This window comes from Sphingobacterium sp. UDSM-2020, from assembly GCF_016132525.1.
In the GTDB taxonomy this organism is placed as follows: domain Bacteria; phylum Bacteroidota; class Bacteroidia; order Sphingobacteriales; family Sphingobacteriaceae; genus Sphingobacterium; species Sphingobacterium anhuiense.
On the sequence record NZ_CP066166.1, the window covers coordinates 5,484,563 to 5,508,713 of the forward strand.

Annotated in this window: 19 protein-coding genes and 1 pseudogene; 11 read left to right on the top strand and 9 right to left on the bottom strand. The window is 36.6% G+C overall.

The genetic code is table 11. From position 1 onward, the window contains the following. Positions 1-166: 166 nt before the first annotated feature. Positions 167-1,510 carry an alpha-L-fucosidase gene (locus tag JAZ75_RS23170; protein WP_132771162.1) on the bottom strand — a complete coding sequence of 448 codons (1,344 nt, stop codon included), beginning with the start codon at positions 1,508-1,510 and terminating at the stop codon, positions 167-169. Positions 1,511-1,919: 409 nt separating this feature from the next. On the opposite strand from JAZ75_RS23170, the gene JAZ75_RS23175 reads away from it, so the two are divergent. The 9 genes from JAZ75_RS23175 (at position 1,920) to JAZ75_RS23215 (ending at position 12,502) form a co-directional block, all read left to right on the top strand. Next, positions 1,920-2,495, top strand: coding sequence for a Crp/Fnr family transcriptional regulator (locus JAZ75_RS23175; protein ID WP_208698861.1), 576 nt, complete (start codon positions 1,920-1,922; stop codon positions 2,493-2,495). A 57-nt stretch (positions 2,496-2,552) separates the two neighbouring features. Next, positions 2,553-3,224, top strand: a complete 672-nt coding sequence (locus JAZ75_RS23180) for an MBL fold metallo-hydrolase (protein ID WP_208698863.1) — start codon at positions 2,553-2,555, stop codon at positions 3,222-3,224. A gap of 967 nt (positions 3,225-4,191) precedes the next feature. Next, entirely contained in the window at positions 4,192-4,443 is a 252-nt protein-coding gene (locus JAZ75_RS23185) for a hypothetical protein (RefSeq protein WP_208698865.1), read from the top strand. Between the two features lie 35 nt (positions 4,444-4,478). Then, positions 4,479-4,742, top strand: a complete 264-nt coding sequence (locus tag JAZ75_RS23190; RefSeq protein ID WP_208698867.1) for a hypothetical protein — start codon at positions 4,479-4,481, stop codon at positions 4,740-4,742. Positions 4,743-4,866: 124 nt separating this feature from the next. Beyond that, on the top strand, positions 4,867-5,661 hold the full coding sequence (locus JAZ75_RS23195) for a GLPGLI family protein (protein WP_208698869.1): 795 nt from the start codon (positions 4,867-4,869) through the stop codon (positions 5,659-5,661). Beyond that, positions 5,648-8,329: a carboxypeptidase-like regulatory domain-containing protein gene (locus JAZ75_RS23200; protein ID WP_208698871.1), complete on the top strand. Its 2,682-nt coding sequence runs from the start codon at positions 5,648-5,650 to the stop codon at positions 8,327-8,329. Before JAZ75_RS23195 ends, JAZ75_RS23200 begins: the two co-directional genes overlap by 14 nt. 125 nt (positions 8,330-8,454) lie before the next feature. Further along, positions 8,455-10,368, top strand: a complete 1,914-nt coding sequence (locus JAZ75_RS23205) for a histidine kinase (protein ID WP_208698873.1) — start codon at positions 8,455-8,457, stop codon at positions 10,366-10,368. A gap of 7 nt (positions 10,369-10,375) precedes the next feature. Continuing rightward, the gene (locus JAZ75_RS23210; RefSeq protein ID WP_221197848.1) at positions 10,376-11,125 is read left to right on the top strand and encodes a LytR/AlgR family response regulator transcription factor; all 750 of its coding nucleotides are present in this window, start codon (positions 10,376-10,378) and stop codon (positions 11,123-11,125) included. Between the two features lie 459 nt (positions 11,126-11,584). Continuing rightward, the gene (locus JAZ75_RS23215; RefSeq protein WP_208698875.1) at positions 11,585-12,502 is read left to right on the top strand and encodes a DMT family transporter; all 918 of its coding nucleotides are present in this window, start codon (positions 11,585-11,587) and stop codon (positions 12,500-12,502) included. Positions 12,503-12,666: 164 nt separating this feature from the next. Here JAZ75_RS23215 and JAZ75_RS23220 read toward each other — a convergent pair whose 3' ends face one another. Then, on the bottom strand, positions 12,667-13,002 hold the full coding sequence (locus JAZ75_RS23220; protein ID WP_208698877.1) for a hypothetical protein: 336 nt from the start codon (positions 13,000-13,002) through the stop codon (positions 12,667-12,669). A gap of 312 nt (positions 13,003-13,314) precedes the next feature. Here JAZ75_RS23220 and JAZ75_RS23225 point away from each other — a divergent pair, with 312 nt between their 5' ends. Further along, positions 13,315-13,710 carry a hypothetical protein gene (locus JAZ75_RS23225; RefSeq protein WP_208698879.1) on the top strand — a complete coding sequence of 132 codons (396 nt, stop codon included), beginning with the start codon at positions 13,315-13,317 and terminating at the stop codon, positions 13,708-13,710. Between the two features lie 175 nt (positions 13,711-13,885). On the opposite strand, the gene JAZ75_RS23230 is transcribed toward JAZ75_RS23225, so the two are convergent. Further along, positions 13,886-14,269, bottom strand: a complete 384-nt coding sequence (locus JAZ75_RS23230) for a DUF6896 domain-containing protein (RefSeq protein WP_132846005.1) — start codon at positions 14,267-14,269, stop codon at positions 13,886-13,888. Positions 14,270-14,516: 247 nt separating this feature from the next. Here JAZ75_RS23230 and JAZ75_RS23235 point away from each other — a divergent pair, with 247 nt between their 5' ends. After that, positions 14,517-15,047: an HAD family hydrolase gene (locus tag JAZ75_RS23235; RefSeq protein WP_208698881.1), complete on the top strand. Its 531-nt coding sequence runs from the start codon at positions 14,517-14,519 to the stop codon at positions 15,045-15,047. 35 nt (positions 15,048-15,082) lie between these two features. Here the strand turns inward: JAZ75_RS23235 and JAZ75_RS23240 are convergent. The 6 genes and pseudogenes from JAZ75_RS23240 to JAZ75_RS23265 all read right to left on the bottom strand — a co-directional run. Next, positions 15,083-15,508 (bottom strand): annotated as a pseudogene (locus JAZ75_RS23240) (GNAT family N-acetyltransferase); the annotation flags it as partial. Between the two features lie 451 nt (positions 15,509-15,959). After that, positions 15,960-17,825 (bottom strand): RagB/SusD family nutrient uptake outer membrane protein, encoded by a 1,866-nt coding sequence (locus JAZ75_RS23245; RefSeq protein ID WP_168125917.1) that lies wholly within the window; start codon positions 17,823-17,825, stop codon positions 15,960-15,962. Between the two features lie 27 nt (positions 17,826-17,852). Next, positions 17,853-21,206 carry a SusC/RagA family TonB-linked outer membrane protein gene (locus JAZ75_RS23250; protein ID WP_208698883.1) on the bottom strand — a complete coding sequence of 1,118 codons (3,354 nt, stop codon included), beginning with the start codon at positions 21,204-21,206 and terminating at the stop codon, positions 17,853-17,855. A 44-nt stretch (positions 21,207-21,250) separates the two neighbouring features. Continuing rightward, the gene (locus tag JAZ75_RS23255; protein WP_208698885.1) at positions 21,251-22,384 is read right to left on the bottom strand and encodes a FecR family protein; all 1,134 of its coding nucleotides are present in this window, start codon (positions 22,382-22,384) and stop codon (positions 21,251-21,253) included. Between the two features lie 62 nt (positions 22,385-22,446). Then, entirely contained in the window at positions 22,447-23,007 is a 561-nt protein-coding gene (locus tag JAZ75_RS23260) for an RNA polymerase sigma factor (protein WP_021190203.1), read from the bottom strand. 490 nt (positions 23,008-23,497) lie between these two features. Further along, positions 23,498-24,058, bottom strand: coding sequence for a hypothetical protein (locus JAZ75_RS23265; protein ID WP_208698887.1), 561 nt, complete (start codon positions 24,056-24,058; stop codon positions 23,498-23,500). Between the last annotated feature and the right edge of the window lie 93 nt (positions 24,059-24,151).

Consider the following 24,151-nt stretch of genomic DNA (forward strand, 5'->3'; position numbering starts at 1 on the left):
GGACCGGTATCAATCAGTCTTGCTAGAAGATAAGGAATAAACTTATTAAGTTAAAATAATTCAAACAATCAAAATAAAATAGAACACATTAATTCTATGTCAGAGATATGTTTTAATATAATTAATCATTGTATTTCCGGAAGAGATAATTAAGAACAATTGCAGGTTAATTACTTTGTGCAACGACAGGAATAGTTTCGGCATTTTTGTTTAATTCAAGTACAATCACTGTATTATCAGCGTTCGGTAATCGTGCAGGTAAATTTAGCGCTATACTTCCCGTAGCACTTTGTGAAAAAGTTATGGCATCTCCATTTAATATATGGGCTTTTTTGACTTTTACGCCCTTTAAAGCAGGAAGTGTCAGTACATCCTCTTTTCGATTGAAAACATGCACATATAAGATATTACCTTTACGTGTGGAAGCATAGGTATTGTTCGGAATAAATGGACCTCCTTTAGTGCCATAGATACTCTCGCCATAGGTGTTTAACCAATCGCCCATCTCTTTCAATCTATTAATCTGTCTGGCTTCAATACGACCATCCAGCATCGGGCCGACATTAAAAAGGAGATTCCCGTTTCCTGCAGCTGTTTTTGCCAAGGTCTGGATACATTCTTTAGTGGATTTTAGTGCATCATTGGGTTTCCATGCCCACTGGTTCGCAATAGTCATGCAGGATTCCCATGGATAATCCATGTTTAATGCACCTATCTTCTGTTCAGGTGTCGCATAATCTCCGATAGCATCCGAAGACAAGCGTGTATGGTCTTCTCTTGTCCTATCGAAATCACTTATACCTTTTAAACGATTGTTAATGATGACATCGGGTTTCAACTGTTTTAACAAAGCATATACTTCGTGTGCATGTGCATCGGTCCATTCTTTGTCCCAGTTACCGTCGAACCAAAGCATATATGGGTCGTAATTGGTCAAGATCTCCGTTAACTCATCTTTCATAGTTGCAACAAATTTTGCCATGTCGGTCGTTGCGTTGATCTCCTTTGTACCCGCACGTGCATAAGGGTAATGTGGATCGTGCCAATCCAGTACGGTGAAATATACGCAGAATTTTAGACCATGCTTTTTACAGGCTGCAGCCAGTTCGCCCACAACATCACGCTTGAAAGGTGTCTCCATAATATTCAAATCTGAAAATTTGGTTGGCCATAAGCAAAAGCCATCATGATGCTTGGCTGTAATGGTTAAATATTTCATACCTGAATTTTTTGCAGTCTTTACCCACTCTTCGGCATTGAATAATACGGGATTGAATTCTTTATGCAATTGGTCATAGTCCTCAAAGGGAACTTGATTTCCTCGACTCCATCCAATTTCAGTACCACGCAGGGCAACTGGCCCCCAATGGATAAACATGCCAAAACGTAAATCCATGAACTGGTCTATAACGACTTTCGATGTTTTCACAATGGGTGTTACTTTTTCAACTTGAGCAGAGAGCGGTCCGCTAATGGTCAATAACAAAAGAAGGTTTAAAAAATATTTCATATCATCACTTTATTAAGTTCTTTCCAAGGCATGCTTAAACACCGAAAATTAGGTTGAAAAAACAGTTACTCAGCTATTGCGTCATATCAATGGAACAGTGCAAAAGGTTTATATTTCAAAATTAACCCGATATAAACCTGGGCATTGCATCTATATTACCCTGATTTGACTCAATGTTATCCTGACAGATTGATGCAGCAAATCTTTGTCTTGTTTTAGATATTAACAACGACTTTATCGACGTCACGATTTGTTTATAATTTTAAATGCGCCTTTCCTATTTCTTCAAATGAAAAGGCTTTATGGATACTCGTTTTCAAAAGGTTTTCTTTTAATAATAAAATAATTACAATATGCTTATATTCGGAAATTGCACAGATTAAAAAAATACACATCAACACGATGATCAATGGGAATCGATAATTTAATAGCTTTAATTTCAACTTACGCGAGGTTTTCTGAGGCTGATATTGCGATTATCAAGTCAAAATTTACACAACATAAGTTTAAGCAAAAAGAATATATTCTTCAAGAAGGTCAGGTCTCTACGCACCTACATTTTATTGCGATTGGCCTGGTACGCATCTTTTACGTAAAAGATGGCAAAGAAATAACGAGCTACTTATCGAGTGACAATGGTTTTGTTTCCTCCTATTCAAGTTTTATAAACCAGTCAAAGTCTTATGAATACATCCAGTGCCTGGAAAAATCGCAAACGCTGGCCATCACTTACAAGGATATGCAGGAACTTTATGAAATTGTTCCCCAATGGGAAAGAATAGGAAGATTTTTCTCAGAACAGAATGTGTTATGTTTAGCAGATCGGCTGTTAAAACTCCAATCTATTCCAGCCAAAGAAAAGTATCTTGAATTTTTAAAAACATCTTCTGAAAAAATAGTGCAACGGACACCCCTTATCCATATTGCATCGTATCTCGGTATTACTCCTGAATCGTTAAGTAGAATCAGAAGCGAGATTTCTTAACATTTATCAAGGAGAAACAATAAGCGATTAGACATTTTTGTATAAAAAAATACAAAAATGAAAGAGATCGCTAAAAATGTATACCAAATTCCGGTGCTACCAAGAAACAGTATCAACTGCTATATCATTGACGATGTACTGATTGATGCAGGAATAAGAAGTTCAAGCAAAACCATACTACAGGCACTTAAATATAAAAAAATCACCACCCATGCCTTAACTCATGCCCATGCTGACCATCAGGGAAGTTCTGCTGTGCTATGCAACACGTTAAAGATTCCACTCTGGACTTCTGAATTTGAAAAAAATAATGCGGAATCAGGAAATGTCACGAATGAATATCCGGATAAAAGGCATTTTATTGCTCGGTTTCAACAACATTATTGGGCAGGAGAAGGTCATCATGTATCCCGCATTTTAAAGGAGGGCGACACGATTGGTAGTTTTATTGTTATCGAAACTCCTGGACATTCACCGGGGCATATTTCATTTTTTAGAGAGGAAGATCGGGTTTTAATCCTTGGTGATGTGCTTGTGAATATGAATTTAGTAACCACTGTTTCCGGATTAAGCCAACCGCCCGATCTATTTACTAAGGATAGGAAATTGAACCTAACATCTATTCGAAAAATTTATAACCTAAAGCCCAAGATTATTTGTTTTGGACACGGACCTGTTTTATATGATAAGGGAGAATTAGAACAGTTTATGACGAATCATTATTCCTAACAGAAAGTGTCTAATAAACTTATTATCAATAAGCATTGAATGCGTATAGCGAACGGAATTATTAATCATAAACTTAGTCATCGTTCACACTAACCCTCTTCGGTTCGCCAGTCTCGTTTAAAATCATAAACATACAACTATCAACCCCATAAGTACAATGCATATTGTTAAACTTAGTGGATCCTGGAAAATTGTTCATGTGTTTTGGCAATTTAACAACGCAGAACAGCATTAAATATCCATTTGAAATGAATGGTTGTTAAAAGGGTCGGACAGTAAAAGCAGCCTATCGGCGAGATCTCAAATCCCACTGCTTTTCATCTGCTCTAAAAAGGCTCTAGAAGGTGCTCTAGAGCCTTTAATGATCGGAATGGGGTACCGAATTAAAGTTTTTATATTGTGTTACGCTAAATTATACATTTTTTTTACAGATTAAAAGAAACATCATAAATAAATGTCTCTTATACATAAATAAAAAAAATAGTTATAAAGAACCATTGAGACATGAGCTACTGCTTCTACTGCCTAAGGATAAAAGAAAGAGAAGCTTCCGACGTCTTCAAATTAAAAAAATTAATTAGCCCCAATCATAAAAGCGCTAACAAGCCTCGCTCAGACAGCTAGCTAAAAGCTACTTACGACACACCCTCGCAAGTCTATCGTTATAAAAGACAAAATTTAACGATCCTCATACACGAATAGAAATAATCAAAATAGCAATTACATTGCGTCGGGGTTTTGAATCCACGTTCAAGCTATAGCTACGCGATCGCCAGGTTTTTAAAGAGCATTTAAGCCTTGTGCGTATAACTACCTAGCCATGCAGCATCCTACTAACGTATTTTGGTCCAGCGACAGCGAATATCACACACTTTATAACGAATATAGCTTAGCAGTAGGCTCCCCCTTTTCCCCTATTTATATTTGATTGTAGGAACTATACTTAATAACCTTTAAAAACAAGAAGATGAAAAAGATTTTAATGACTCTTTGCGCTATCGGACTAGTGTCCTCTGCTGCATTTGCGGGATCGGGTAAAATGCCGAAAAAAGTTAAAGATGCGGGAATATTCTGTGAGTATACGCTAAATATCTACGACTCCAACGGAAATTTTTTAGACTCGGAAGTCACATTATCCTACCAAGGTAGTGGATCTTGCGGCCGATTTTTCAAAACTATGCGATCGTATTACACATCGCAAGGATATCAACTTAATTAAAAGAACAACTGATTTTACACTAAAAATTACACAAGATGAAAAAGCTATTATTTGCACTTATCGCCACATTTGGACTTTGTGCTTCGAGCATGGCTGCTGAAAAAAGTACTAAACTTGTTTCTAAAGAAACTGCAGTAAAGATCGAAAAGGCATGGAAATGCACAATGTCAGTAACCGTTTATGTGAACGGTGATGCTGTAGGTTACGATGTTTACCATACAACGACCAATGGCTCGTGCCACACGTTCTTTAAAGCCATAAAAAAAATGTACACTGATCAAGGTTTTTCGATGAACTAGAATAACCTTAATTAAAAAGCTTTTCTAATCTGAGCCATAGTGTTATTTTTTCTATGGCTCAGATCATATTTATAGTGCTCTTCGTACGCGCTATAACCGAATCTACAATTAAAATATAATACCCATGATACGTAATGTAATTTTACTGCTTTTAGCGGTAAGCGGAAGTCTAACTTCGAAAGCCCAACAGCTGATGGCGAGTTACGAATATATTCCTTCGCCCGTCGCCACCTTTAAAGAGGATGTCTATTATGACGGAACGGTAAAGATTGCGGTCCGCGACTCGATTTCGCTAAAAAAAGAAACAACCACAGGCCAGTCTGAAGATGAAATGGAGTCGAGTGAGCTTTCTGTTGTGCTGGACGCTGGCAAAATATTCCGTAAAATTGTTATCCAGGATCCTAAACAAAAGGGACTGATAGAAACCCGATCACTGGATAGTAAAAACTATCTGGTAGAAGATCACACCTTTAAAGCGATCAACTGGAATACCGATTACCCGGAAGAGGAGAAATTCGGAAATAAAATGTGTAAAAAAGCGACCGCAGACTATCGTGGTACAAAAGTAGTAGCCTATTATGACCCGTCTATCCCTGTACCGGCCGGACCGTACAAATTTGGAGGGCTTCCTGGTCTTATTGTGATGCTATACACCGAAAGTGCTCATCCGCACTATTGGTTGCTAAAAAAAGTTTCCTATCCTTTCGAAGGTCAGATTCCTGTAGACCGTAACTATATACAAACGTTGCCTAAGATGTCACTGAAAAAATATGTGGAGCAACATGAAAGGAAGATTGCAGAGCAGATGCGCATTATGCGATCCAAGCTTCCTGAAGGCGTAGAATTCAGTACCGAAAATAAAACGAAGACCCGAGGCACAGTAGAGCAGGTGTATGAATGGGAGCATGGTTCGAATTAGCTTGTTGCTGTTATTTTTAATACAGTTTTCACAAAGTTACTGCCAAACCTTGATACGGGGTAAGGTAACTGCACCATCGTCTATCCCAGCTGGTATTCGCGTCAATCTCGTTGCTGAAAATGGTTCTGGAGGCTCGCATTACTCCTTTACAGATGCTAAAGGCATGTTCCTCTTTTCAGGGGTAAGTCATGGAAATTATACACTTCTTTTTCAGTCGCTGGCCTACAAGTCCCTCAGCAGATCCATTCATCTCAATTCAGATACGCTGGAACTTTCAATCGAGCTGGAAGAAAGCAGTATACAGTTGCAGGAGGTATATGTAGCACCAAAAAAATTTATAAGGGCCGGGCGCGATACTATTGAACTTGATGCCAAAAACTATCTGCAGGGCGAAGAACGTACTGTTGAAGACCTGTTGCGCAAGATTCCGGGTATGCAGATCAGTGAAAACGGTACGATCAAAGTGGGTAACAAAGAGATTGAAAAGGTTATGGTGGAAGGAGATGATTTATTTGGAAAAGGCTACAAACTGCTCACGCAGAACCTCACCGTACATCCGATAGAAAAGGTACAGGTGCTGCAGCGATACTCAAACAATAAGCACCTGAAAGGAGTTGAACATTCTGAAAAGATAGCCCTCAACCTGACCCTCAAAAGTGAAAGTAAATCACAATGGGTAGGCAGTATCGATGCGGCAGCAAGTGTAATCCCTACTGAATTTTACAATGCACAGGTTAATCTGATGAATTTTGGAAAAAAAACAAAATATTATCTACTGGGATCGGCCAACAATAATGGTCTGGAGACTCTACGTGGTATAGACCATCTGATCTTGAGCCAGGATCCAAATGAACCTGGTCAGGTAGGTCTCCAGGTTTCAACTCCTTCCCTACTGGAGAACAAACCGAGCTTAAATGAATTTGACCCGCAACGTTCAAACTTCAACAACGACAAGCTCCTCTCCTTCAACGGTATCTTTTCGCCAAGAAAAGACCTAAAGATCAAATGGCTGGGTTTTGGCAATAGTAAGAAAAATATTTTTGTCAGGCGGAGCTTATCCGAATACGCAATTGAAGATGTAAAATTCACAAATCACGAAGATCTTCACTACACCAATTCGGATATTAATTATTTCAGCAAAATTGAGATGCAATATGATCCGAGTAAAAATTCGACCATTACATATATAGGTACATTGGGCAATATCAAAGCTAATGATATCGGCGAACTGACCTTCAATGGTATCGGATCATTGGAAACCATCAAAAAACGAAGCCTCCTTTCAAACCATTTACTGAGCTACACGCAGAAATTAGCCGAACGTGCCGTACTGGTCTCTTCATTCCGCTGGATCAGGCAACGTTCCCCCATCAACTATGCGGTAGACCAGTACCTGTATGGCGATCTATTCGAAGCTGAAGGTATAAAGGCTGATAGTATCAAAAACGTTTGGCAGGATACTGAAAATAATGTGGATTATTATGGAATGATCACCGAGTTAGTAAAGCGCGATGCGAAAGGCAACCCGTTCAGTGCTTCGATAGCGCATGAAATTACGCTTCGTGGCTTCAATTCAGCATTCTATCTGATGAATGGTTCTGGAGAAACTTATCGTCCAAAGGATTTTTTTAATCGGTTGAATTTTGAAGAACACAATACAGCATTATCTGCACAATATACCTGGAAATCCCGAAGGCTGGAGTTGACACCGAGCATCACAGCACGCCTGCTTCACTCTACCTTACAGGACAAGCTTGCTCCACAGGCCCAGTCCAGCATAAATAAATTATGGTCTCCAAAAACGACTATTCTATGGAAAACACATAGCAAGGGGGAACTGCGCAGTGAAGTTTCCTACCAAATGAATATGTCGCAAAATGTTCTTGATGTACTACCCAACTTTGTTTATAAAGGAAACCGGACTTTTTCAAGCGGTTTAAAAGAAAATCCCATCCTGGATATATTTAGTGTCAATGCTGTCTATACTTTAGGTAAAATGACGGATAAACTGTATATAATTTTATCGGGTGGATATAGTCAGCAGTTCGATTACATCGGACAACAGCAAGAACTGAATCCTGACTACAACCGCAACAATCTTGTTCTTTTTAAAAACAGAACGCTGACTTATTTTAATGCGCAGCTGAACTATTTCGTCGCTGGAATAAAAGGTAATATACGACTTACCGGGGATGGTCAGCTGGCGAATTACAAGACGCAGGTCAAAGGACTTCCACCCCTACCGATACAAACGGCAGTTTACCAGGTTAGTCTTGATTACCGAAGCGTCTGGGAGAGTCCGATCAATATTTTTACTGGACTGCAGTTCTATAATTCAATACTTCGAAATGGATCAACAAGAAGCGTTGTCCAGTCTAAGTTTGAAGCGAACATCAATGCCCGCTTGAGTAAAAAAATACGTACATCACTGAAAAACGAATTGTACCGATTCGAAAAAGGGCAGTACAGCTCAGGCCAGTATTATCTGTTCTCGGACTTTTCTCTACAGTATTTTATCCTAAAAAAAATGCAATTGGAACTTACAGCAAAAAACATCTTCAATGTAGATACATTTACGCAATCTGTGCTTTCGGACAGCCATCAGTCCACCCAATCTTATGCGCTACGTCCAAGACAGGTTATGCTTGGTCTAAACCTGAGTTTTTAGCTAGCCTCGGAAAGTATGTACCATACAACCCTATACCAGCGAGATGGGCGAGCGACAGATTGAGCTAATTTTTCGATAGTACGGGTACTTTCCATTATCTTTAAATATAATTATATTCATCTAGTATGCCTTCTTCCAAAATAAATGATATAACTGTCTTTTTACTTACACTGCTGCTGTTTTCCTGCGGTAAAAATAATCGTTCTTCTAGTGTAACAGAAAAGGAAAACAACATTTCAAAAAAAGATTATATCGCCTTTCTTATAAGCACGGATACTTTACCTTTAGTGGCAAAAATAAACGCCATAACATCAGAAGACCGTATCCTTTCAAGAAGTAAAGATAGCGTCGCAATAGCGATGCATTATTTCTTTCAAGCAAAGCTTAACTATTGGGATAACAACTTTCAAAATGCGTCTATCTTGCTGGATAGTATGAAAGTAGGACATCAATCTGGCGATCTCTATTTTTTAAAAAAATGGGCTTCGCTGGAACAACAGACAAGAGGAAGTAATGTCGTAGATGCTGCAGTGATGAGAAAAATACAAGAGCTCCTGCAAAAAGCAGAAAATGCATCCAGTAGGATCACTTACCTTTTTTATGACCTCACCGCTAAGTCATTTTATCAGAATAAAAACGAAAAGGCGGCGGCAATATATGTGGACAAATATTATCACGCTCACCCCTATAAGCAGCACCCTGTTGTCAAACGACGCTACTACGATATGATATTCTTGCTAGCATCCCGACTGGATGATTATGAAAAAATGGCAAAATACAACAAACTGGCAAAACAGCTGGCATTAGCCTCTAACGATAACCTCGCTCTGGCACGTACCTACGACAACGAAGCGCAAATCTACGCCCGCATGGGATTCTATGATGAAAGTCTAAAGATGAGCAGAGCGGTTGTTTCCATTTTAGAAAAAAACAACGATATTCATGATGTAGCTTACAACAATTTAGCCAAAAGCTTTATAAATATCGGTCAATTAGATTCGGCAGTATATTATTATAAAAAAGCGATTGCAATGAATAAGAAGAATATGTCAGATAAACCTAGATATCTTCTTTACAAAGGCTTGTCCGAGGCCTATGTACTACAAGGTGATTACAGAAAAGCATATGAAACCTTAGATATGGCTAGCCAACTCGAAGTAAAAACGATTAAAGAGATCGAAGCGGCTAATATTGCGGAAATAGAAGAGAAATACGAAGCAGAAAAAAAAGACCGTAATATTTTGACTTTAAAGAGTAAAAATCAGCATAGTGAAGACATCATTAGGCAACAGAAATATATGCTGTTCTCAGGTCTAGCTTTGGCAGCTGGATTACTGGCACTTATCTATAACGTATATCAGCAAAAAAGTCTAAAGCAAAAAAACAAATTACTTCACAGTGATAACAGTAGGCTAAAACTGGAGCATAAGCTTTTGCAGACCCAGCTCAATCCACATTTTGTTTTTAACTCCATCGCCAACCTGCAAGGTCTCATCGCAACAGGAGACAGCACAGAATCTGTACGTTACCTCTCTTCGTTTTCCCAATTGCTACGGGATATATTGGAACAGAGCCGGATGGATTTTATAGATCTAAATGAAGAAATTATCTCGCTCGAAAATTATATCCATTTGCAACAGATGCGCTATCCCAACCTTTTCGGCTACCGCATAGATATTGATGAACAACTGGATACCGAAGAGGTGTTTATACCACCTATGTTATTGCAACCCTTTGTAGAAAATGCGATCGAACATGGGTTTAGGAATATTGCTTATAAGGGCGAACTTATTATCCGGGTTGAATTAGAGAAAAATGAAATTATCATAACGATAGATGATAATGGAAGCGGTCTAACACACCAAAAAACATCAAGTCAGAAAAAGAAATCATTGGCGCAAGATATATTGAGAGAACGTCTGCAGTTATTATATAGACTCAACAATCAGCAAGCACGTTTTTTGCTCATTGAAAAAAAAGCCTTTGGCGAACAAGGCATTTGCATTAAAATAAATTTACCCATTATCAAAAATATATAAGGAAACTATGATAAAGGTCTACGTTTTAGAAGACGAAAAAATTATTCTGCGCCATCTGCTGCAGATACTGAATGAAATGCCGGACATCAAGGTGCTTGGCTATACCGAAGGGATCGCTGAAGCGAAAGTGGAAATACCTCTTTTAAAACCAGATGTGATCCTTGCTGACATCAGACTGAAGGATGGCAATAGCTTTCAATTGTTTGATGAAATCGGAACAGAAAATTTTCAGATCGTTTTTTTAACAGCATACGATCAGTACGCCATTGAGGCGCTGAACCTTGGAGCACTTGGTTATCTTTTAAAACCTGTAAACAAAGAGTCCCTACATGATATGCTGGATAAATGCCGACAGCACCGTGGGCAAATGACAATGGATCCGGAACGTGTTACTCTAGCTAAAGATCACTACCTCTCTCCGGAAACCCCATTGAACCGAAGGATCGCACTCAAAAGTCAAGAGTATATCGAAATCGTATCGATGGACGATATCCTTTACTGTAAAAGCGATAAAAGTTACACTTCGTTTTTTCTCACAGATAAAAGAGAGGTGCTGGTCTCTAAAGGGCTCAAGCTTTATGAGAACATGTTGGCCAGATGTGGTTTTCTCCGTTGCCATCAGTCTTATTTAGTAAACTTCTTATATGTAAAAAAATACTATCGGGAGGGTTTTCTCGAAATGACCAATAAAGAAATGATACCGGTATCAATTAGAAAAAAGGAAGAGGTCTTATTGTATCTTGAAAATTTAGCCTGATAGCTGTCTTGCTTCACCTTCTTATGCATTAAAATTAAATGGTACAGGATGCAAAACTGCTATAAGCTATAGGAGTTTTGCATCTGATTGATAATAAATCGTATTAAAATATTTAATACGATTCGATCATGAATGCACGAAATCACCAAGAAATGGATAATACTCAAAAGATTTGAAAGCTCTTCAGATCCTTGATTAGCAATTTATAGTTGCTTTGTTTTATAGATGTAAATATTAATTTGATTATAAGAAAGTATATATCGAGCTACTAACGCTGAAGCTGATAATTATATCTTACAGATTAAGAAATTTAGATTATTTATACATTTTTCACAATAGTGAGATAATTATTATTAATATTGAAAACGTTAAGTTTTAAAGTTATTTCTTTGTATTGGAGATACATAGTTTGATGTTTAATAAGGTTTTAAAAATTCCCTCTTCTAATCAGGAAAGATAATGATCATTAGTCGTAATTGTAATTCATTTTTGATAATAGCTTTAGCTTCTATCGTAGGCTGGGGTCTGGTTGGCGTTTTTATAAGACTTTCCTCTTTGCAGTCTCCATTGCTGATCATATCCATGAGATTTATGATCACTTTTTCTGTTTTATTAATAGTTTTATTGGCCCAAGGAAAAACTAAACAGGTTTTCAAAGATCTTTTCTCTAATAACACAATAATTGTATTAAGTTTAGTATTATTTCTAACTTATCTTTTTGGAACGATTGCCTTTATGCTAGCTCCCATTGGAGAAGTTACATTATTGATTAGCAGCTCTCCTTTTTTTGTTATATTATCTAAGAAATTAAAGGGAATTGTAATTTCAAAAAATGAATATATAGGAACTATCATTGCTATTCTGGGAGTTGCTGTTATTTTTTACCCGCACTTAAGCACCAAATTATCGCTATCGGGATCTTCACTTCTGGGACAAGTTTTTGCTTTATCCGGCGCGCTATTATTTGCTATTTTTGTGATGATTTCCAACACTCAGAATGTTTTAAATAAACAAATAAATACTTTAAGTGTAACTTTGGGAACGTGTCTTTTTGGTGCTTTAATCTTCCTATATATCTTATTATTTGACAAAACGGTTTTCCCTTTGGGAGAGTTAAACGGAGTGAATATTTTGAGTATATTTTCTCTAGGGATATTTTCGACTGCCATCCCCACTTTTGGCTTTGCATATGCGTCTAAAAAATTGCCTCCGTTACTATTATCCAACCTACTATTGATGGAGCCTGTTTTTGCTATTGTTTTTGCCTATTTATTTTTATCCGAAATTCCCAATATCTACATTTACCCAGGTATTTTATTAATACTTCTGGGCCTTTTAAAAGTATCAAGAAAAACGAGTGCAGATAATATTGCTTAAGAAGCAGCATGATTATAAGGAACACCCTTTTGGACTTACAAAGAAGATAGCGATCAAGGATAATGATCATGTTAATGGTTTTTGAGCAATCTACACTCAAAATAACATAAAAAGCCATTGATTCGCATTATGTTTTACTCAGTTTATGCATTTTTGAACAAAATTTAGATCAAGTCTTGAAGTTGCTCCACATGATGACTGGGAATCTGAACAGGCCTGATGCGATCAAAATAGGAGTCGGAAATTAACATCTGAACCGTTTTCTCTATAAAATCCAATTTTACTTCCTTAACCAATATCAAATTTGGTTCTACAGAGAAATAACCATAATCTTTAAATTCACAGTCAAAATCTTGTCTTAGACGAATGATATTATAGAAGTACAAATGATAATATTCTCCATTTAATAAGACATAAATATCGCTTCTGTAACCTTTGCTATACGCTTCATATTGTGCTAATTCACTATTATCTAAACAAAATATTTTATAATTATTCATTTCAATATCTGATTTAACTGCGGCAGTTTTTATTAGCCATCGATCACATACTATAATATTTTTATATGCAGAGTACCATAAAATTAAAAAAACAGTATTTCATTAAATAAGTTTTTAAAATCATCCCATTTCATATTCTTTTTAATGACATTATAAAACAACTTACGGAAATAGAATTGTTATTTTTTTTAAGTAAATAAAAAGTTACATAGACATAAGAAAACCTTCACGATTTAAAAGATAACAATCTGTATATTTATAAATTACGGTTACAGATAAGTAATCCATTGTTTTATTATTACTCCAATCATTATGCGAAAATTTTATAGTTTAGCTTCTTGCGGTTACTTAATTTTCACGCTAACTTCATGTTTTTCGTCTCATTTGACAACTCAAAATCAAATAAGACAAGCAATACCTCAAAGCCGATTTGCAGATGCGCAATCAGTTGGTATGAAAAAAGAAGATATTATAAAAAAATTTGGCCTTCCATTATCAACTTCTGCTGAAGTGAAAAAGGATGTGGGAAACGAAGATTTACACTACGTAGAAGTTTTGGGCGATATAAAATTATTTACTACTATTACTTTCCAGAACGGGATTGCAATAAAACAGAAGGTCGATCAAATAACGTCCAACTATGACGATCGTTTAAAAAAACTTGAAAAAGACCTAAAAATTCTGCAGACACCGAGACTCTATAACTAATAGCCTGATTTATTTTTTCAGAAATATAGATCTATAGTTTATAGTCTATATTACAAAGTTGAAATAACCATTGGTTTAGGTGTACTTTATTGCCTTTTATTTCCATCTTAAGGAATATAAAAATTAATTTAAGTAATTTGAACTTTAAATGTAGAACGCATTTTCATAAAAGTTGCTATTCATTAATCTCATATATTCTATTTAGAAATCTTAATTCTTGTTTTTCAACTTTCTCTTTCAAAAATGCTTTACACATTGCTTCTGTTATCTCTGAATTATGCCCATCCACGAATAAATAAAAACTCCAATCTGTAAATCCAATATTATCGTTTTCAAATTCAATATCCACATCTTCATTTTTAAATCTAAAATCGCAACCATAACCATGAAAAACATATCCTTTAATCTGAGAATTTTTGATGCCAAAATTTCGATTTTGAATAAGTCCTTGGTTTTTTCGCATCAAGATTTCTTTCTCCCCAAAATTTTCCAATATATATCGCAATACTAATTTTAACTTTTCAATAAATTTGGAATAGATGACATCTAGATCTCGCATGTTTATTAGAAAAAAATTACTGTAATTACTTTGTTCCTTTCACAAGTAAAAGTAATAATCTTCTGGCCTTATTCCTAAAAATTAAAGTATTTAAGATTCAGTGATCTGTTAATACTTTTTTCGAATAATCAATCTTATCTGGTCCAAATGAGGGACATGATTAGTGAAGATTATTAAAATGATCCGATTTTAGCGACATCTGAAAATTTCGGGTAAAATATTGCGAAAATCTCCTTATGATTGTAAAATGGAAACCCTAATAGTCTTGGATCTAGACGAAACCCTGCTTTATGCTGTGCAAAATAAACTCGAAAGAGATGAAGACTTCAAGATGGGTTCATATTTCATTTATAAAAGACCTTATTTAGATCACTTCCTTACGTTATTAGCAAGGGATTTCAAATTAGCGATATGGAGTTCGGCAGACGATGTTTATGTAAAACAATTGGTTGAAAGAATCAAACCTGCGCATATTACATTTGAATTTGTCTGGGGAAGATCGCGAACGACAAAAAAACGTAAAAGTGTGACTGATGACTACTACTTTGTAAAAAGATTATCTAAAATCAAGCAAAAAGGATTTAAGTTGGAAAGGACGCTTATAATCGATGATACAGCTGAAAAATCAATGCTAAACTATGGTAATGCAGTCCAGGTAGCTGAATTCACCGGAGACCCTGTGGATGATGAATTGCTACAGTTATCGAATTATCTTCAAACACTGAAAGACGCCGAAAATGTTCGCATAATTGAAAAAAGATTTTGGAGAAATGGATAATTTAAATGGTTTTTCTTCACCGCGTAATAACTCCATTACTGATCATTTAGGCATTGTTCTCCATTCTTCTTGAAGAATACTGTAAACATACGTTCCTTACTTTCACCATAAGACTGAATATTGTAATTTCTTAAAAGCCCTTCTTTAACCGCCCCGATCTTTTCTATTGCTCTTTGTGATTTGAGATTGTTGATATCTATTTTAAATTCTACTCGACGTAGATCTAAGATGTCAAAGGAATAGTCAAGGAGAAGTCTTTTACAAATTGCATTTATACCTGTTCCTTGATATTTTTCGCCAATCCATGTCCATCCGATTTCTAATCTTTTATGCTGAAAACTGATATTTCCAAACATCGTTAATCCGATTGGATCACCGTCTTCCTTCCTGATAATGATGAGTGGGTATAATTCCTTTTCCTGTTTTGCATGAAGACAGAAATTAAAATAATCTGTTAGATCATTTCTGTTTTTTACTCTTGCTCAAAATTCGCCTAGTGCTGTACTATAGCTAATAGATTCTATTGTATCAATATCATGAATGGTCAAAGGGCGCATAAAAATTGACTCGTTTTCAAGAATCAATATAGATGAGAAAAATGTTTCTATATTCATTTTTGTGCTTGTGGCTTATAGTTGCTTATACTAGCCTAATATACATAAGTTCCGCAATACTATTTATAACAGTAGTTTGATTCTTTTAAGTTGGAGTTTTTTTTAAATGGACGGGTTGTTCGTACTTCCTTAAATAGTTAAATGATAAATTCAATATCAAGGAGTACCATCATTGTGAAAACATAATACAAACTGAATGTATTATTTCCAAAAGTGCGATACTTTTAGAAACAATACACTTAGTTTGTGTTGACGGCTATAAAATTAATAGCATGATAAAAATGCAATAATGACTGCCCTAGTCCCAGAAAGGATTTTGAACTAAATTTTTATTCTTATCAATTTCCGACTGAGGTACTGGAAACCAATAATTTTTTTCTGAGAAAAGACGTTTCTGATATACTGACCTTTTGAAAAACGCTTTCGGATTAGCATCGTTATCATCTTTTTCTGTACCAGAAAAATTCATCCCATAAAAATTACCATTAATAGTCTGCTCTCCTATTTTCCATCTACGAATATCGCGATAACGAATTCCCTCATTGTTGAGCTCTACACGTCTTTCTTGACGAATAGCCTGACGTACTTGCTCTTGACTGCTTGGAACGGGTAATGCGGACGGCCCTGTTCCATATTGTGGAATACCTCCCCGCTCCCGAATTAAATTTAAATATTTCAATATGTCGGCGTGACCAGGGTTACTTTCATTTAATGCTTCTGCATAATTGAGATACGCTTCTCCTAAACGATAGAGAATACCTGGCCGATAAGGATTCGTACCGTTGCGAGGGTCATAATCGGGGTGTACTTTTTTTCGTACCAGGTACCCGTTCTGTGGCGCATCATGTGTCGGTCCACCATCCCAGCTTCCTAAATAAAATTCAGTTGTTCGATTTTCTCTCCTAAACCAAGCGCCGTTATACAGCACAGAAATATAAAACCGTGGCTCTCGATGGGTGTACATGTTAAAAGTTCCTTGTAGAGTTACAATACCTCCTCCTTTGGATTCTGCCCATTGTGTATTCCGAATTTCATTGGCAGTTGAAAATCCTTTCTCCCGATACCCTGAGAGGGGATCATTGATGGTACGCCCATTTTCCATATAAAATGCATCAACCAATGATTGGGTGATTCCTAAACCTCCATTGCCTCCTGTCCCACGAGGCTGGGCATGTCGATCGTACTCACCAAAATCTGAATTAGGTCTTGCGAATAGTATTTCTTTATTGCCATCTTGCGGTCTTCTGAACATCATATTCAGATACGACATAAATGGATCTATGCTTCCATCTGCATTATATTCATAATAGAGCTTATGTCCTGAAGCTTCAGCACGATCGATAAGCAATTTACTGGCTTGGGTGGCAATGGCCCACTTATTTGCATCGAATGTTGCATTATAAATGGCCTCTCCTTTATTATTTACAAAAGATTTGTAGGCGCTATTGCCATTAACTAAGGGGCTTGCCGCAAATAAAAGTAATCTTGCTCTAACAGCTAAGCACATAATGGAAGTAGCTCTTCCATATTTTTGTGTATTGGTGTAGCTTGCAGGCAGCACCGCAGACAGGTCTAATAGCTCCTGATCGATCCATTTGACGACATTATCAAATGGCGTTTGACCTAGCATTAACTCTTCTTCACTGCCATTGGGATCTGCCATACCGAGTTGAAAAGGTATTGCTCCGTATGTTTCCAGCAACAGCGAATAATAATAAGCAATCATAAAACGAGCTTCCGCCTTCATCAGGTTTACTTCGTCTTCGGTTACCAATTGTGCGGCATTGGGTTTGACATGTTCTAAAAAGATATAGGCAGAGCGGATTCTTTTAGGTAGCTCGCTCCAATAATTAGGATCCCAATCACTAGTTGGATTCCAATTGCCGGTTTGTTTTGCAAGCAAGGTCCAACCAAACTGTTCCCATCCTGTAGATGGCGCCATATCGTCTGATAGTGGATCCCAGCCGATCGAACGGGTATAGCCCCAATAGGGATCGGGAATATTACTATATATACCGGCAAGCCAATCCTCAGTACGCGTTTTATCATTGAACACCATTTCTAATGTCAATTGATCATCTGGCATCTTATCCAAATATTTTGTACACGAGGTTAGGGCAAAGGTTATAAAAATGATGGATATTAATATCTTAGATTTTTTCATTACAGTATTTTTATAGTAATCAGGCTGTTATTTAAAATTCAATTCCATACCTATTGACATAGACTTCATAATTGGATAGCGCATACCATTATTGACGCCTAGCTCCGGATCCCAAAGCTTAAAATCTGAAATAGTCAATAAATTATTCCCTCTTAAGAAAATACGTAGGTTTTTTATTTGAATGGGATTTATCCAGTTGGAAGGCATATTAAAACCCAGTTCAACATTTCGCAATCTCAAAAAACTCATATCTCGCAACCACCAGGTTGAGGCCATATTATTATTGGAACTTTGATAATCTGACAAACGAGGATAAAAAACATCTTGTCTGGGATCGGCTACTGTCCAACGGTCGGATACGTTATCAAACATGTTTCCCATAGCACCATTGGAACTACCTGGAATAAAATTAGATCCTCCGATAATACGGTCCGTCTTTGAAAGTCCTTGCATAAAGAAGCCAAAGTCAAAAGATTTATAGCGCACATTTGCTCCAAAACCGTATACAATCTGAGGATCTTCTGTACCTCCTATTGCAGTTCTGTCAAATGCATCAATCACACCATCATGGTTTAGGTCCACGTATTTAATATCTCCAGGACGAACAGGGCCAAAAGTATGTTTAGGAATATCACTTTTTAATTGTCCATTAGCGACATCGGCAAAATCCTGTTCCTCAAAAAGACCATCTGCCACTAAACCAAATAACTGTCCGATTGACTTCCCTGTCGAAGAACGGGATGTGCCAATTACTGCTGATGGCTCATCTTGCTCAATGATTTTGTTATGTGCGTAAGTGAATGTACCCCTTACTGATAGAAATAAATCCGGATTTAATGCTTTACTAAATTCAACTGATGCATCTACTCCTTGATTATTCACTTTACCATAGTTTGCCCACGGCGCATTTGTAAATCCACTGGAGCCGGGTATAGACCGACGTTGCATAAAAATATTGCTGCGCTTTTCTGTAAAATAATCGATTTGAAAGTCAAGTGCATTCCACAGTCCCAGTTCAAAACCTAGATTGGTCTTGTTTACCGTCTCCCACGTCAAATCGAGATTTCCCTGATCACCTTCAATTCTGCCCGATCGTCTGAAATCATTATTGATACCCCACGAATAACCCGTGGACTCATTAATCGTGGTAATGTAAGCGAAGCGTCGACCATCCAGCTTGTCATTTCCGACTAAACCGTAGGAACCTCTGAACTTAAGTTTATTGACCGTACTTCTCAAATGTTGCATCCAAGTTTCTTCTGATAGATACCATCCCAATGCAAAAGAGGGGAAGAAACCAAACCTTTTACCCGGAGCAAAATTTTCAGATCCATTATAACCAAAATTGAACTCACCTATGTAGCGGTTAGCGTAGTTGTAGGAAAAACGACCTGCAATACCTTGATTACGGTAAGGCAACAGATCGCCATTATCGTAGTTTCGCTGATTATAGAGTACCATCCCCTCGATGTTATGGTTTCCGAAATTTTGAGCATAGTTGATTGCTCCTTCTAAATACATACTCTTATCTCCCCAATCTGATCCTTTGCTGTAACCTAAGAACTCCTGCCCATAGCTATCTATAACAAGTTTCAAACGTCCCTCTTCATCTCTTCCTATGGCCGGATTGTAATAATCTGGATCTTTACTTCGTACTACGGAAGTACTAGAATAACGATCGAAAGAAAAAAGACCTCTTGCTTTTAACCCTTTTAAAAAAAAGGATAAATCTTGCTCTATGGAAAACAAGGATTCAATTTTGCTATCACTTAATCTTTCATACCCGCGTTGCGTAGCTAGCGCCCAGGGATTGGTACGTCCCGAGGTACGTGGTATTTCTCCGCTAGAGTAAATGGTTGGATGGACGTAAGGGGGAATTGTAAATGCCTCCTGAAAAAGAGCATCAACACTTTGAGGTGCACGATTGCGATCTTGAAGATAACCGCCAATATTCAACCGAAATAAGGTAGTCGGGCTGACATTTATATCTACATTGGAACGTACGTTGTACCGATTTAATTTGGAAGAAGAATCCCAGTCCTGCTTCTTATCTCTTTCTATGATTCCACCTTCTCTATAAAATGAAGTAACTAAGGAATAACGCAGAATATCTGAACCGCCGTTGACACTTAAATTGCCTCGGCTGTTTCCAGCTCTATCTTTTAAGATCTCATCCAACCAGTTAACATCTGGATACAGGTCTTTATCCACACCTTTGCGGATATTATCAATTCGCTCCTGTGAATACAACCCTGTTTCACCACGTTCTTCACGGATACTGTTCATGACCTCTAGGTATTCTGCTGCTCCGACAAATTTTGGTAACTGAATGGGAGAAGTTAATCCCTCTTCAAATCGAAACGAAACATTAGGCTTACCCACTTTTCCTCTTTTTGTATTGACTAAGATGACACCATTTGCTCCCCGAACACCGTAAACGGCACTAGCTGCAGCATCTTTAAGGACTGAGAATGATTCGATCTCTTCGGGATCCATATTATCCAATGATCGTTCGACGCCATCTACTAAAATTAGAGGATTCCGATTCCCGCCAAAGGTACTGATGCCTCTGATCCAAAAATTAGAATTATCATATCCTGGTTCTCCAGAACGTTGAACAGCAATCACTCCGGACAGCTGGCCTGCAAGATTATTGCTTAAAGAACGTGTTGTACCACTTTGTAAACGCTTTGGCTGTATGGTGGTAATGGCTCCTACTACTGAAGCTTTACGTTGGGTACCGAAACCAACAACAACAACTTCATCCAGCGCACTTACACTATCCTTTAAAACAATTCTGTACGAATTTCTATCTGTTAATTCAATCTGTTCAGGTGCATAACCGACCAAACGAACGGAAATATAACGATCTGTAGGTAAAACACTTAAACTAAAGCGTCCGTTATCATCAGTAGATGTACTGCGGTTACTCACATTTCCAGTAACGGTAGCATTTGATAAGCGATTACCACTTTCGGTCAATACCTGCCCTTCAATAATCCTATTCTGAATAACTTGTTCAACTTTTGCTGATTTCTTTAGAATAATGGTGTAGTCTTTCATAACAAAAGATACATTCATCCCGGTAAACAATTTGTTCAGAATACTTTCTAACTTTTCATTATGAAATGATAGTTTTATTTTTTTATTTTCATCAATATCATTAGGTGAATAAACAAATTTAACACCCATCTTTCCATGAAGATCATGCAACGCCTGCTTAATCGTTACATTATTAAATTCAATGGAAATTTCTTTTTGCAACGTTGCTTTCAGACTAGAACTCGTCGTAGTGATGCAGATAGTCAATAAGACCAGATACATCAGGAGTCTGACACCCCGAATATTTTGTTTTGTTTGTTTTGGTTTCAATTGATTCATAAATTAGTTTATTAAAAAAATTGGTGATTTTAATTGTTGACTGTTTATTTGACTGTTACATAGATGACTCCTTTCTTTTCTTTAAAATCAACACTATTTGTGAGTGCGATCATGTGCAGCACATCTTCGATAGTATTGTATCTTGTAAATATTCCGGTAAGTGTTTTAGCACCTGTGTCATCACTCATTTCAATCGATTTGCCGTACCAGGTACCGATTTCGTCCATAACCTGTCTCAGTTTTTCATTTTCAAAATAAAATTCGCCTCTTCTCCATGAATCTATTTTAGCTTTGCTGCTTTGCGAAGAAATCATAATTTTAGGTTGTATTTCTTGAAGAAATGCTTTATCTCCAGGTTTAAGGATAACCGTACCGTCCGAATGATTATGTGCCAACCTGATGCTACCTTCTTTCAACAGTACATTTTCTTCACCTGGTATAGTCGTTGAAACATGAAATTGTGTCCCCAAGACTTCAATGGTTTGTAGCTTAGTTCGGACTGTAAAAGGAACCCACTTATCTTGAGATTGCTGCTTAGAAACGTCAAAATCAACTTCCCCTACCGCCATCACTTCCCTTGAGTGTATCCCAAAATTGGACTGGAATGAAACGGAAGAATGTTTATTGAGGCTAACTTTTGTTTGATCCTTTAAAACAACGGTAAAAGGGGTTTCGGATGGATTATTGATTTCTATAAGTTCGACTTTTTGTGATCGCTCCATATGTGTTAGATCTAAAATATGCCCCTCTCCTTTTTTGTGAAGTGTACTGCCTACTGGTAGTGAGTCGAGAAGATTAATGCGGTGCTCTCTGTTGAAGGTTAATTGAGGAAAATCACGAGCAGTATGTTTACTTCTACTTAAAGACATAATGGTGTCCTTTCCTTGGTACAAGAATAAAGCACCTAATGAAAGAACAAACAATACGCTTGCCGCAACCGCTATCTGATAATGCTTTTTTCGATTGGAAATTTTAATTTTCCGGGTTATGGCAGCGTCAACTTGCTGTTTAATATCTTTATTAATGGATTCATAATCGATATGATCGAGATCGTGAATATCGAGACGGTCATATATTTTTTCAATTAGTTGATCCTCATTTTCTGAGGTTTTACCGGATAAATACTTATTAAAAATATTTATAATAAATACTCTAATTCTAGTTTTACTAGTGGACATATATAAAGTTTATAAGTTGGTCTTTATTATATGTCGTGATTTATAGCAAAACTCCCAAAAAATTAAAAAAATAAAAATAATATTTCCTTCAACTGGTTTTTCAACCATTTGGAGGCTGTTAATAATTGGTTTTGAACAGTTTTTGGAGAAACATTTAATATTTCGCCAATCTCCTTATTGTTCAAGTCATCAAAATATTTGAGTTTAAAAATTTCTCTTCTTTTCTTCGGCAGTTTATCAATCCAGTAATTTAGATGAACTTGAAGTTCCTCTTCTCTAAAATTATGATCTGCCTGATCCACACTTGCCATGTACTCAACAATCGTTTCTAGACTTTCTAGCTTTTTAGTCGATTTCCTAAACTGATCAATAATCTTGTACCGTATAGCTGTATACAGATAGTTACTTACCTGTTGAATTTCTTTTTCATGGCGCTTGACCCATAAATCAATATATACATCCTGCACAATCTCTTTACTGATCAATTCATCATTTAACCTTGAAAAAGCGTGCTGATATAAACCTTTCCAAGTTCTTTCATACAATACATTATAAGCATCCACGTCAGATCTTTTCACCAAAAGATATAATTCTTCTAAAGAATAGAGATTCTCCGTGTACATGATATGAATAAAATAATGGGCCCTTAGTTTATAGTTGTTGCGGGCAAGATAACAAAATCCTATATCACTACAAGTGCTGGATAGTTTTTTATTTAATTTTTAATCCTTCATAAAAAAGGAACATTATTTTTTTATTTGCCTCTCAATTCATGATAAAGCCCTTAATAAACAGATGCTGAAATTCAAAGACCGTAGCATATAATAATTCATTTTTAGGTCATTCAGAGGAAAATGATTTAAAACCAACAGGAAAAAAGGATCATATAAAAAAACCGTTTGGAACGACCAAACGGGTTTAAAAGATATTCGATTGATAACTTTTGCTTATGAACGCAGACGCCCCTGGCCCCTCTTCGAGATCAGCACCAAAAAAAATCTAATTCTCAAATTATGTTTTTCGTTCTTTTCTCTTCTTTGGAATGTAATTACAAGCGCTATGCTCGACATATTCAATTTTATATTCGAATAGAAGTTGAACAGTAATCATTAATTATCCTCCAAAATCGCCACAATCATGTTCTTTAAAAAGTGGTGAAGCTTCTTTAACTGTAAAAAACTTTGATATTCTTTTGTTTTTTAGTTCCAGTTTCTTCCCTTCTAATACCAGCTCATAAACAGGTGCTTTATCTATTTTTGTTAAAATATACGTACGTTCTGATGTTTTTAAAGTTGTTTTATTTCCTTCGATAGAAGCAACGAAATCATCAATTTCAAAAGTGTCTTTTTCATCACAGACATTGGTCCATATCATTTTATTCTTTGTAATGGATAAACTAGCTAAGTCGCATGAATAACAGTTCCCGGAGAATTCTATACCGTATTTCACATACACATTTGTACTTGTGCTATCCAATACATCAATAGGGATTAAGGTTGAAAGATCAGTCGGAAGATCCACTTTAGCTACCGTACTTTTTCGAAGAACAGGCGCACCGGCTGTATCTACTTTTGGAACTATATCAGTAGATTTATCCCCTTTCTTTTCGGCAACTGGTGAGCAAGAAGCGAGTAGAGCCATCGCAAAAGAGAAGTTAATGATTACATTTTTCATGTGTATTGAATAATTTTAAAGTCTTTCATTTATCTTTTTTAAAATTGTCTAAAATATGCCCTTCAATAAATCCCTGCTTTCGGCCATATTAAG